Source organism: Streptomyces solicavernae (assembly GCF_029968095.1).
Classification (GTDB): Bacteria; Actinomycetota; Actinomycetes; order Streptomycetales; family Streptomycetaceae; genus Streptomyces; species Streptomyces solicavernae.
The window spans coordinates 154,178-166,332 of sequence record NZ_JASCIR010000001.1 but is presented as its reverse complement, the minus strand read 5'-3'; the positions used below and the strand labels follow the sequence as shown (position 1 = coordinate 166,332).

Sequence of the window (12,155 nt, the reverse complement as noted above, 5' to 3'; positions counted from 1 at the left end):
AGGACTGGCAGGGCTGGCAGGACTGCGGAAGGCTCGGCCCCTTAAGTTACGCTGCCGCACGGGCCGCTTGCAGTGCTTTCGTGTGACGATCGTAGGCGGTCATGGGTACTCGAATGCCAGGACGGTGGTAGTGTGCGCGCCTCGCTGATCCAGATCGACGTAGACCTCGACGAATCGGTCGATTCCCGCCGCGCCAGGGTGGCTTCACTGGTACGGGATCAGGCCGGGTCCGACCTGGTGGTGCTGCCGGAGCTGTGGCCGGTCGGCGCCTTCGCGTACGACTCCTTCGGCCCGGAGGCGGAGGCGCTGCGCGGGCCCACCCACGACGCGATGGCCGCCGCCGCGCACGACGCGGGCGTCTGGCTGCACGCCGGCTCGGTCGTGGAGCGCGAGGACAGCGGCACGCTCTACAACACGACCCTCGTGTTCTCCCCCGACGGCGCCCTCGCCGCCACGTACCGCAAGATCCACCGCTTCGGCTTCGACAAGGGCGAGGCGGCGATGATGGGCGCGGGCACGGAGCTGGTGACGGTCCCGCACCCGTCGACCGTGCTCGGCCTCGCCACCTGCTACGACCTGCGCTTCCCGGAGCTGTTCCGGGGCCTGGTCGACGCGGGCGCCGAGACCCTCGTCGTCTCCGCCGGCTGGCCGGAGCGCCGCCGCGCCCACTGGACGCTGCTCGCGCAGGCCCGCGCGGTGGAGAACCAGTCGTACGTCCTGGCCTGCGCGACCGCCGGCACCCACGCGGGCGTCGAGCAGTCGGGCCACAGCATCGCGGTCGACCCGTGGGGCGAGGTACTCGGCGAGGCCGGGCCGGGCGAGGAGGTCCTGACGGTGGACTTCGACCCGAGCACGGTGGGGACGACCCGGGACCGCTTCCCGGCACTGAAGGACCGCGTTCTGGGCTGAGCTCTTCCCACGGTGCGCGGCGGCCGTCGCGAACACCCTCAGCCCCCGGAACGGTCCCGCTCGGCCAGCCGGATCACGCACACCGCCACCGCGATCACCAGCGCCGCATCGACATCCTCCCGCACCACATTCACCCCGTACGTGTCCCGGAGGGTCAGCCGGCGCCGCGAAATCTCCGCGAGCAGCTCCCCGTCGTACTCGACCGCGAACTCCCGGTCCAGGATCTTCCCGCTGACGTCCAGCTCCGTGCCCTCGACCAGCGTCACGCGGTAGTGGTTCCGCAGGAGCGAGAGCCGCTTCCGCCGCACCGTGGCCAACGGCTCCTCGCCGCGCTCGATGGTCATCGTGTCCCGCAGCGCCAGCATCCTCTTGCGGATGTCGATCAGCACATTGCCCTGCGGATCCTTGAGCTCGAACGTCTCCCGCAGCCGCATCGCCTTCCCGTCCACGAGAAACGCCTTGCGGCCCTGCTCGTCCTCGATCCAGTAGTCGTCCCCGATACCGAAGACCCGGTCGCGCACCACGTATCTCATGGCGGGAATGCGTACCCGCCCGCATGAGGTTGGATGGGGATATGGCAACACGTGCACGCGTTCGGGCCCCCGAGCTGATCGGCAAGGGCGGCTGGCTGAACACAGGAGATCAGCAGTACACCCTCGCCGACCTGCGAGGACGCATCGTGATCTTGGATTTTTGGACCTTTTGCTGCATTAACTGCCTGCACGTCCTCGACGAGCTCCGCGAGCTGGAGCAGAAGCACGCCGACACGGTCGTGATCATCGGCGTGCACTCGCCGAAGTTCGTGCACGAGGCCGAGCACCAGGCCGTCGTCGACGCCGTCGAGCGGTACGAGGTGCACCACCCGGTGCTCGACGACCCCGAGCTCGCCACCTGGAAGCAGTACGCGGTCCGCGCCTGGCCCACGCTCGTCGTCATCGACCCCGAGGGGTACGTGGTCGCGCAGCACGCCGGCGAGGGGCACGCGCACGCGATCGAGAAGCTGGTCGAGGAGCTGGAGGCCGAGCACGAGGCGAAGGGCACGCTGCGCCGTGGCGACGGCCCGTACGTCCCGCCGGAGCCCGTCGCCACCGACCTCCGCTTCCCCGGCAAGGCGCTGCTGCTTCCCTCCGGCACCTTCCTCGTCTCCGACTCGACGCGGCACCAGCTGGTCGAGCTGGAGCCGGACGGCGAGACGGTCGTACGGAGGATCGGCAGCGGCGAACGCGGCTTCGGGGACGGCGAGTTCAGCGAACCGCAGGGCCTCGCGCTGCTGCCCTCCGGCAAGGTGATCGTCGCGGACACGGTCAACCACGCGCTGCGCACGTACGACCCGGAGTCGGGCGCCGTCGAGACGGTCGCGGGCACCGGGCGCCAGTGGATGCAGGGCGAGCCGACCTCGGGTCCGGCCCGCGAGGTCAGCCTCTCCTCGCCGTGGGACGTGGCGGTCTTCGACGGTCTGGTGTGGATCGCGATGGCGGGCGTGCACCAGCTGTGGACGTACGACCCGGAGTCCGCAACCGTGCGGGTCGCGGCCGGTACGACCAACGAAGGGCTGGTCGACGGGCCCGCCGCCGAGGCGTGGTTCGCGCAGCCGTCCGGGCTCGCGGCGACCGAGGACCGGCTGTGGATCGCCGACTCCGAGACGAGCGCGGTCCGCTGGATCGACAAGGACCGCGTGGTCCACACGGCCGTCGGCACCGGCCTCTTCGACTTCGGTCACCGCGACGGCGTCGCCGGACAGGCCCTGCTCCAGCACCCGCTGGGCGTCACCGCGCTCCCCGACGGCTCGGTCGCGATCAGCGACACGTACAACCACGCGCTGCGCCGCTTCGACCCGGCGAGCGGTGAAGTGGCCACCCTGGCAACGGACTTGCGGGAGCCGAGCGCCGCGGTCGTGGCCGGCGAGGACGTGGTCGTCGTCGAGTCCGCCCGCCACCGCCTCACCCGCCTCCGCCTCCCCGAAGAGGCCGTACGCGTGGAGTCCGTCGCCCACCGCACCCAGCGCGCCGCCACCGAAGTCGCCCCCGGCGCACTGCAGTTGGACGTGGTCTTCCAGGCGCCGACGGGCCAGAAGCTCGACACCCGCTACGGCCCGTCCACCCGCCTGCTCGTCTCCTCCACCCCGCCCGAGCTGCTCCTCGAAGGCGACGGCGCGGGCACCGACCTGGCCCGCGCCCTCACCCTCAACCCCGAGGTCACGGAAGGCGTCCTGCACGTCTCGGCGATGGCCGCGAGCTGCGACGACGACCCGGACAACGAGTACCCGGCCTGCCACGTCCACCAACAGGACTGGGGCGTCCCGGTCCACCTCACGAAGGGCGGGGCGGACCGGCTGCCGCTGGTCCTTGCGGGGCTGGACGCGCAGGCCTGATCGGAAGGGGCGGGCCGGTCGGCCTCGGGGAGACGCCCAGCCAGGGGAGACGCCCAGCCAAGGGAGTTCACCCCTCCAGGAACGCCACCAGCGCATTGGCCAGCAGATAAGGATCGGCCGCCCCGCACAGCTCGCGCGCGCTGTGCATCGACAGGATCGCGACGCCGATGTCGACCGTCTTGATGCCGTGCCGGGCCGCGGTGATCGGACCGATGGTCGTGCCGCACGGCATCGAGTTGTTGGAGACGAAGGACTGGAACGGAACGCCCGCCCTCTCGCAGGCCGCGGCGAACACCGCGCGTCCCGAACCGTCCGTGGCGTAGCGGTTGTTGACGTTGACCTTGAGGATCGGGCCGCCGCCCGCACGCGGCAGGTGCGTCGGGTCGTGCCGCTCGGCGTAGTTGGGGTGCACGGCGTGGCCGGTGTCGGAGGAGAGGCAGACGGTTCCGGCGAAGGCGCGGGCGCGGTCCTCGTGCGTACCGCCGCGTGCGTAGACGGAACGTTCGAGCACCGAGCCGAGCAGCGGGCCGTCCGCGCCGGTGTCGGACTGGGAGCCGTTCTCCTCGTGGTCGAAGGCGGCCAGGACCGGGATGTACGGGAGGCTGTCCGACCCGGCCGCCGCGACGAGGGCCGCCGTACCCGCGTGCACCGACAGCAGGTTGTCCATCCGCGGCCCGGCGAGGAGTTCCCGGTCGCGGCCCAGGTAGGCGGGCGGCTCGATGGAGTGCGTCATCAGGTCCCACCCGGTGACCTCGCCCGCCGCGAGCCCCAGATCCTCCTCCAGGAAGCGGATGAGGTCGCCCTCGCGGGTGTCGCCGAGACCCCAGACGGGCTGCATGTGCTTCTGCTTGTCGAGCTGCAGGCCCTTCTCGTAGATGGACCGGTCCATGTGGATGGCGAGCTGGGGTACGCGGAGCAGCGGCCGGTCGACGTTCACCAGGCGGGTCGAGCCGTCGCGCAGCGAGAGGCGGCCGGCGAGGCCGAGGTCCCGGTCGAGCCAGGAGTTGAGCAGCGGCCCGCCGTAGATCTCCACGGCGACCTGGCGCCAGCCGTGCGCGCCGGTGTCCGGCAGCGGCTTGACCCGCAGGTTCGGGGAGTCGGTGTGGGCGCCCACGATCCGGAACGGGGTGTGTGCGGCGGCGCCGTCCGGCACGTACCAGGCGACGACGGCGCCGCCGCGCAGCACGTACTTGCCGCCGCTCGTCCCGTCCCACGCGTCGGTTTCCTCGACCTGCCGGAACCCGGCCTTCTCCAGCCGCTCCGCGACGCTCGCCACCGCGTGGTACGGCGAGGGGCTCGCGCTGAGGAAGGACATCAGGTCGTCGGTGTGTCCGCGGCCGAACCGGGAGGGCGAAGAGCTCATGTGTTCACCTTAACGACGTACGCGGGCCCCCTCCCGTGTTGGGAAGAGGGCCCGCGCAGTGGGAGGCGGGGGAAGGTCCGCGGGCGCCTTAGAAGGCGGCCTCGTCCAGCTCCATCAGGTTCAGGCCCGACTCGCTGGTGGACTCGGCGAGCTTGCGCGCGCCCGTCACGCCGGGCAGGACGTTGGCGGCGAAGAACTTCGCGGCCGCGATCTTGCCGGTGTAGAAGGCCACATCCTTGGAGGACACAGCCTTCGTGGACGCGTTCTCCAGCTTCTCGGCGGCCACGGCGGCGCCGCGAAGGAGCAGGTAGCCGACGACCACGTCGCCGGAGGCCATGAGCAGGCGGGTGCTGTTGAGGCCGACCTTGTAGATGTTCTTGACGTCCTGCTCGGTGGCGGCGAGGTCCGTGAGCATCAGGCCGACGATGGCCTCAAGCTCGACGGCGGCCTTGGCCAACTGCTCGCGGGCTGCGGCCAGTTCGTCGCCGCCGGTGGAGACGGCCAGGAACTTCTTGATGTCCTCGGCCAGGCCGTTCAGGGCGGCGCCCTGGTTGCGGACGATCTTCCGGAAGAAGAAGTCCTGGCCCTGGATGGCGGTGGTGCCCTCGTAGAGGGTGTCGATCTTGGCGTCCCGGATGTACTGCTCGATCGGGTACTCCTGCAGGAAGCCGGAGCCGCCGAAGGTCTGCAGCGACTGGGCGAGCTGCTCGTAGCCCTTCTCGGAGCCGTAGCCCTTGACGATGGGCAGGAGCAGGTCGTTGAGGGCTTCTAGTGCCTTGGTGTCCTCGCCCGCGGCTTCCTTCAGGGCGATCTCGTCCTGGACGGAGGCGGTGTGCAGGACGAGGGCGCGCATGCCCTCCGCGTACGCCTTCTGCGTCATCAGGGAGCGGCGCACGTCCGGGTGGTGCGTGATGGTGACCTTGGGCGCGGTCTTGTCCATGAACTGCGACAGGTCGGTGCCCTGGACGCGCTCCTTGGCGTACTCAAGGGCGTTGAGGTAGCCCGTCGAGAGCGTGGAGATGGCCTTCGTGCCGACCATCATGCGGGCGAACTCGATGATGCGGAACATCTGGCGGATGCCGTCGTGCCTGTCGCCGATCAGCCAGCCCTTGGCGGGGTGCTGGTCGCCGAAGGTCATCTCGCAGGTGTTGGACGCCTTGAGGCCCATCTTGTGCTCGACGTTGGTGGCGTAGGCGCCGTTGCGCTCGCCGAGCTCGCCGGTCTCGAAGTCGAAGAGGTACTTCGGTACGAGGAAGAGGGAGAGCCCCTTGGTGCCGGGACCGGCGCCCTCGGGACGGGCGAGGACGTAGTGGAGGATGTTCTCCTCCATGTCGTGCTCACCGGACGTGATGAAGCGCTTCACGCCCTCGATGTGCCAGGAGCCGTCCTCCTGCTGCACGGCCTTGGTGCGGCCGGCGCCGACGTCCGAGCCGGCGTCCGGCTCGGTGAGGACCATGGTGGAGCCCCAGGTCTTCTCGACCGCGATCCGGGCCCACTTCTTCTGCTCCTCGGTGCCCTCCTCGAAGAGGATGCGGGCGAACGCCGGGCCGGAGGAGTACATCCAGACCGCCGGGTTGGCGCCGAGGATCAGCTCCGCGTACGCCCAGATCAGGGACGGCGGGGCGGTGGTGCCGCCGATCTCCTCGGGCAGGCCGAGACGCCAGTACTCGGAGTCCATGAAGGCCTTGTAGGACTTCTTGAAGGACGCCGGGACGGGCGCGGTGTTGGTCTCCGGGTCGAAGACCGGGGGGTTGCGGTCGGCGTCCGTGAAGGACTCGGCCAGGTCGTTCTCGGCGAGGCGGGTGAGCTCCGACAGGACGCTCTTCGCGGTCTCGGTGTCCATCTCCGCGAACGGGCCGCTGCCGTACAGCTTGTCGCGACCGAGCACCTCGAAGAGGTTGAACTCGATGTCCCGGAGGTTCGACTTGTAGTGCCCCATGGCGACAGCTCCAAAAAGACTTCAATGCGGCGCGAAGCGCCTCGATGAGGGGTGGTGGTCGGGCGGCGGGTGGGCGGCTCGGGAGGCGGATCCTCATACACGTACCAGCAAGTAGCTACGATGATGCTACCCGTCGGTAATAAGAAGCAACCCTGAACCCGGAACTGTGACGAGGCTCTAATCCGCGGACGATTCGGAAGGAGCCGCTCCGGCGTAGTGCCTGCGCAGCTCGGAGAGGATTCCGAAGGCCGCGGCGGTCAGCGGCACGGCCAGCAGCATGCCGAGAATCCCCGCCACCGAGGCGCCCGCGGTGATCGCCAGCATCACCACCGCCGGGTGCATCTGCACGGTCCGGCTCTGGATCACGGGCTGCAGTACGTGCCCCTCCAGGACCTGCACCGCGAGGACGACGCCCAGCGCCCACAGCGCGATGACGACCCCGCGGTCGGCGAGCGCCACGAGGATCGCCACGGCCCCGGAGATGAACGCCCCGAGATACGGGATGTACGCCCCGACGAACACGAGCGCCCCGAGCCCCACTGCCCCCGGCACCTGCAGGATCAGCAGGCCGACGGTGATGAACAGGGCGTCGATCAGCGCGATCAGGGTCGTCCCGCGCATGAAGCCCTCGATCGCCTCGAACGCCTTGCGCCCCATCTGCTCCAGGGCGTCGCCGCGGCGGGGGGCGAGCGTGTGCAGGGCTGCGGCGGCGCGGTCGGAGTCGCGCAGGAAGAAGAAGACGAGCAGCAGCGCCAGTACGGCCATGGCGATGACCTCGCCGACGACGCTGACCCCGCTGATCACCCCGGAGGCCGCGGTCCCGCCGAACTCCGAGAGCAGGTCCTTGGAGTTCTTCGCGAGGTCGTCGAGGGAGGTGCCGGCGGCGCCCAGGTGCTCGGTGAGCGACTTCGCGGCGTCGCGCAGCGAGGCGATGATCTGGTCCCCGGTCTCGATCAGCGCGCTCACCACGATGTACGTGGCGCCGCCCGCGACGACCAGCACGGCGAGGCAGGTGAGCCCCGCGGCCAGGGACTTGTTGACGTGCAGGGCGAGCAGCCGCCGGTAGAGGGGACCGAGGAGGGCGGTGCCGAGGAGGGCGAGGAGGACGGGGGTCACGGCGGTCCTGAGGGTGATGCAGAGCCATACGCCGAGTCCTGAGAGGGCGGCGAGCAGCAGGGCCACGATGCACCAGGCCGCCAGGCGCCGGACGGGGGTGGGGAGCAGGGTCTGCACGGTGCCAGCCGAGCACGGGGCGGGGGGTGCGGCACGTCTGCGGGTGCCGCCCGGGTGACCTTCTGCGCGACCGGCCACCACGGCGCGGCAGTCGAACGACAGCGCCGCACGACAGCGCCGCACGACAGCGCCGCAGGCTTTCGGGCGTTCGCGGCCGAGGGTGCGCGGACGTTCGGCCAGGTGTGGCCGACAGGTGTGGCCGAGATCGATCGATTGGTTGCCAAACGGAACTATCTGTGCACACACAGTTGACAAACTTAGGTGTGCCTAACTTAATCTGTCGTCTCGTGTCTACGAACTCGTCGGGCGCTCCGGTCAGGGGCCTCCGCCTCGAACTCCTCAGGCGAATACCGTTCTTCGCCGTCGGGGTCGCCGCCCTCGCGCTGTGTGTCGCGCTGAGCCTCGCCATGGGGGCGCGACCGGTGCCGTTGTCGACCGTGATCGGCGCGCTGTTCGGCGACGCGACCGGCTCGGACGCCGTCGCGGTCACCGGGCTGCGCCTGCCGCGCACGGTGATCGGCCTTGCCATCGGCGCCGCGCTCGGTGTGGCCGGGGCGGTCGCGCAGGGCATCACCCGCAACCCGCTCGCCTCGCCGACCACGCTCGGCATCAACGCGGGCGCGGGTTTCGCCGTGGTCGTCGCGATCTTCGCGCTGCATCTCACGCAGCCCGTCGAGTACGTGTGGTTCGCCTTCGCCGGAGCGACCGGCGCCGCCCTGTTCGCGCAGGCCCTCGCCCGGCGCGGCGGCGACCTCGATCCGGTACGACTCGCACTGGGCGGGACCGTGCTGCAGATGGTGCTCCTTTCCTGGACGGCCGCGTTGATGCTGATCAGTCAGCGCACGCTGGACGAGGCGCGGTTCTGGCTCGCCGGTTCGATGGCCGGGCGGCCCCTGGACGTGCTGTGGCCGGTGCTGCCGATGCTGGTGATCGGACTCGTGCTCGCCTTCGCCGTGTCCCCCGCCCTCAACGCCCTGGCGATCGGGGACGATTCGGCGCAGGCGCTCGGCGTGCCGGTGTCGCGGATCCGTCTCGCCGGTGGGATCGCCGTGATTCTGCTGGCCGGTTCGGCGGTCGCGGTGGCCGGGCCCGTCGCGTTCATCGGGCTCGCCGCGCCGCACATCGTGCGGGCGCTGGTCGGCTCGGACCACCGGGTGCTGCTGCCCGGCTGCCTGGTCGTCGGGCCGCTGTTGCTGCTCGCCGCCGATGTGCTCGGACGCCTCGTCATCCGGCCCTCCGAGCTGGAGGTCGGCATCGTCACCGCGTTCCTCGGCGCCCCGCTCCTGGCGCTGCTCGCCCGGAAGGTGGCCCGGTGACCGACACGCTGCGGACCGCACCGTCCGCCCCTGCGCTGCGCAAGAACCCCGTCACGCCCGCCCGGCGCACCGCGCTGCTCTGCGCCGTCGCCGTGGTGGTCCTCTTCGTACTGGCCACGTTCTCGCTCACCCACAGCGACATCCCGATGTCCGTCTCCGTCGCGCTGCGGGCCCTCGTCGGCTCCGGTGACGGCGGGAGCGTGCTCGTCGTCCAGGAGTTCCTCGCGCCCCGTGTGGCGGCCGGGATCGTCGCCGGTGCCGGGCTCGGCGTCGCGGGCTCGCTGCTGCAGCGGCTGTTCCGCAACCCGCTCGCCTCACCGGATGTCATGGGCATCACAGGCGGTGCTTCCTTCGGCGCCGTGTCCCTGCTCGCGGTGGGCGCCTCCCAACTGCTCATCCCGCTCGGCGCGTTGGCCGGCGGCCTCCTCGCGGCCCTGCTGCTCGGCGTGTTCGCCTGGCGCTCCGGTCTGAGCGTCACCCGGCTCGTACTGGTCGGCCTCGCCGTCCAGGCGGGACTGGCCGCCGCCGTGAACTTCATGGTCGTACGGTTCCCCGCCGAGCTCGCCGGATCGGCGCTGCAGTGGACCACCGGGTCGCTGTACGGCCGGACGTGGACGGAGGTGTGGGCCGCCGCGGGCGCGACGCTGGTCTTCCTCGCGGTCGCCTTCTGTCTGCACCGCCGCCTCGCCGTGCTCGACCTCGGCGACGAGTCGGCGGGAGCGCTCGGCATGAACACCTCGGTCGTACGGCTCCAACTCCTGGTCACCGCCATCGTGCTGGCGTCACTCGCCGCGTCGGTCAGCGGACCGGTCGGCTTCGTCGCCCTCGCCGTACCGCATCTGGTCCGCTTCGTCGCCGGGCCGCCGACGCTCGGCACGCTCGCGCTCACCGGACTGACCGGCGCCGTGCTGCTGCTCGCCTCCGACCTGGTCGTCCAGCATCTGCTGCCGGTCGAGGGGCTGCCGGTCGGCGCCGTCACCGCCACCTTGGGCGCACCCTTCCTGCTGGCGCTCATGATCCGCCAGGGCCGGCCCGTCGACAGGAGTACCGCATGACCGCCGCCGAACAGACGGGCCAGACCCAGCACATGGACCGCATCAGGACCCATCAGCCCCTGCCGAACCAGCTCGCCGCCCACAACCTCGGCCTGCGCTACGGCGAACGGACCGTCGTCGACGGCCTCGACCTGGTGATCCCCGGCGGTGCCGTCACCGCGATCGTCGGCCCCAACGCCTGTGGAAAGTCCACCCTGCTGCGCGGACTGACCCGGCTCCTGGTGCCCTCCGGCGGCACCGTCACCCTCGACGGCGCCGACATCCACCGCATGTCCGCGCGCGCCCTCGCCCTGCGCCTCGGGCTGCTGCCGCAGCAGCCGGTCACGCCCGAGGCCGTCACGGTCGAGGCGCTCGTACGACTCGGCCGCTACCCGCACCAGCGGCTCCTCAGCCCCTGGTCCAAGGCGGATCAGGCCGCCGTCGACGCGGCGCTTGAACGCACCGGTACCGCGGCCCTGCGGGATCAGCCCGTGGACCGGCTCTCCGGCGGTCAGCGCCAGCGCGTGTGGATCGCCCTGGCCCTCGCCCAGGACACCGAACTCCTCCTGCTCGACGAGCCCACGACGTTCCTCGATCTGCGGCACCAGCTCGACGTGCTCGACCTGGTCGCCGAACTGCACTCCGAGGCCGGCCGCACCGTGGTGATGGTGCTGCACGACCTCGGCCAGGCCGCCCGTTACGCGGACCACCTCGTGGTCCTCAAGGACGGGCGGCTCGCCGCGGCCGGACCACCGGCCGAGGTTCTCGACGCCGAACTGGTCAAGGCCGTGTTCGACGTCGACTGCCGGGTGATCCCCGACCCGGAGACCGGCACCCCGCTGGTCATCCCCCGGGGCAGCGCGACGCGGCTCACCCAAGCCCCGACCGCCTGACCCGACCGCCTGACCCGACCCTCTCTTCACCCCACCCCTCCCCACTCCACTCCACCCCACCCCTCCCCATCCGCTCACCCAGAAAGCGAACCCTCATGCCTTCCTGCAGACGCCTCAGCGCCGCTCTCCTGGCCGCCGCCGTCGGCACCGCCGCCCTCACCGCCTGCGGCGGCGACAAGCCGGCCGACGAAGCGAAGAAGCCCGCCGCCGACAAGTCCGGCGCCTTCCCGCGCACCATCAAGCACGCCATGGGCAGCACCGAGATCCCGGCCAAGCCCAAGCGGGTCGTCGTACTCGACACCGGTGAGCTGGACGACGTCACCCTGCTCGGCATCAAGCCGGTCGGCGCGGTCTCCCCGCACTTCAAGACCGCCGGCGGCTTCCCCGAGTACCTCGGGAACAAGACCAAGGGCGTCAAGGACGTCGGCCCCGCCCTCGAACCGAACCTCGTCAAGATCGCCTCGCTGAAGCCGGACCTGATCCTCTCCTCGAAGGTCCGTCACGAGAAGGTCTACGACAAGCTCAACGCCATCGCCCCGACCGTCTTCACCGAGACCACCGGCGGCCCGTGGAAGGAGAACCTGGCCGTCCACGCCAAGGCCCTCGGCATGGAGAAGGAAGCCGCCGCGGAGCTGAAGAGCTACGAGAAGCAGGCGGCGGCGCTCGGCGAGGCCATCGAGAAGAAGTACAACGGCGAGATGCCCACCGCGTCGGTCGTCCGCTTCATCGCCGGGCCGACCCGCCTCTACCAGAAGTCCGCGTACAGCGGTGTCGTCCTGGAGGACATCGGCCTGGAGCGCCCGAAGTCCCAGTCGTCCGAGGACCCCGAGGTCTCCATGAAGGACGTCAGCCCCGAGCAGATCGACAAGGCCGACGCCGACCTCGTCTTCGTCACCCTCGCCGACGAGCCCGAGAAGACCAAGCAGAAGGACGTCACGTCCAACCCGGTCTGGAAGGGCCTGGAGGCCGTCAAGAACGACAAGGTCTTCACCGTCCCGGACGAGACCTGGATGTCCGGCATCGGCGTCCAGGCCGCACGGCACATGCTCGCCGACGTCGCGAAGGCGGCCGGCGTCGAGCTCCCGAAGCCGTAACTC

10 protein-coding genes are annotated in these 12,155 nt (G+C 70.7%); 6 read left to right on the top strand and 4 right to left on the bottom strand.

Going from position 1 to position 12,155, the window contains the following annotated elements; all coding sequences use genetic code 11:
• The first annotated feature begins 132 nt into the window (after positions 1-132).
• Positions 133-909 (top strand): carbon-nitrogen family hydrolase, encoded by a 777-nt coding sequence (locus QIS99_RS00750; RefSeq protein ID WP_282509301.1) that lies wholly within the window; start codon positions 133-135, stop codon positions 907-909.
• 38 nt (positions 910-947) lie between these two features.
• Here the strand turns inward: QIS99_RS00750 and QIS99_RS00745 are convergent, their stop codons facing one another.
• On the bottom strand, positions 948-1,442 hold the full coding sequence (locus QIS99_RS00745) for an LURP-one-related/scramblase family protein (protein ID WP_282509299.1): 495 nt from the start codon (positions 1,440-1,442) through the stop codon (positions 948-950).
• A 41-nt stretch (positions 1,443-1,483) separates the two neighbouring features.
• Here QIS99_RS00745 and QIS99_RS00740 point away from each other — a divergent pair, with 41 nt between their 5' ends.
• Complete coding sequence (locus QIS99_RS00740) at positions 1,484-3,280, top strand: NHL domain-containing thioredoxin family protein (RefSeq protein WP_282509298.1); 1,797 nt, start codon at positions 1,484-1,486, stop codon at positions 3,278-3,280.
• Positions 3,281-3,347: 67 nt separating this feature from the next.
• Here the strand turns inward: QIS99_RS00740 and QIS99_RS00735 are convergent, their stop codons facing one another.
• The 3 genes from QIS99_RS00735 to QIS99_RS00725 form a co-directional block, all read right to left on the bottom strand.
• Positions 3,348-4,643 carry a M18 family aminopeptidase gene (locus QIS99_RS00735; protein ID WP_282509297.1) on the bottom strand — a complete coding sequence of 432 codons (1,296 nt, stop codon included), beginning with the start codon at positions 4,641-4,643 and terminating at the stop codon, positions 3,348-3,350.
• Between the two features lie 88 nt (positions 4,644-4,731).
• Positions 4,732-6,582 (bottom strand): acyl-CoA dehydrogenase, encoded by a 1,851-nt coding sequence (locus tag QIS99_RS00730; protein WP_282509295.1) that lies wholly within the window; start codon positions 6,580-6,582, stop codon positions 4,732-4,734.
• Positions 6,583-6,759: 177 nt separating this feature from the next.
• Positions 6,760-7,815 (bottom strand): AI-2E family transporter, encoded by a 1,056-nt coding sequence (locus QIS99_RS00725; protein WP_282509292.1) that lies wholly within the window; start codon positions 7,813-7,815, stop codon positions 6,760-6,762.
• A 287-nt stretch (positions 7,816-8,102) separates the two neighbouring features.
• Here QIS99_RS00725 and QIS99_RS00720 point away from each other — a divergent pair, with 287 nt between their 5' ends.
• From QIS99_RS00720 to QIS99_RS00705, 4 genes are all read left to right on the top strand, one after another.
• Positions 8,103-9,131, top strand: coding sequence for a FecCD family ABC transporter permease (locus tag QIS99_RS00720; RefSeq protein ID WP_408909455.1), 1,029 nt, complete (start codon positions 8,103-8,105; stop codon positions 9,129-9,131).
• A 35-nt stretch (positions 9,132-9,166) separates the two neighbouring features.
• Positions 9,167-10,186 (top strand): FecCD family ABC transporter permease, encoded by a 1,020-nt coding sequence (locus QIS99_RS00715; protein ID WP_282509875.1) that lies wholly within the window; start codon positions 9,167-9,169, stop codon positions 10,184-10,186.
• Positions 10,187-10,218: 32 nt separating this feature from the next.
• Positions 10,219-11,058, top strand: a complete 840-nt coding sequence (locus QIS99_RS00710) for an ABC transporter ATP-binding protein (protein ID WP_282509873.1) — start codon at positions 10,219-10,221, stop codon at positions 11,056-11,058.
• 95 nt (positions 11,059-11,153) lie between these two features.
• Complete coding sequence (locus QIS99_RS00705; RefSeq protein WP_282509291.1) at positions 11,154-12,152, top strand: ABC transporter substrate-binding protein; 999 nt, start codon at positions 11,154-11,156, stop codon at positions 12,150-12,152.
• Positions 12,153-12,155: the final 3 nt, after the last annotated feature.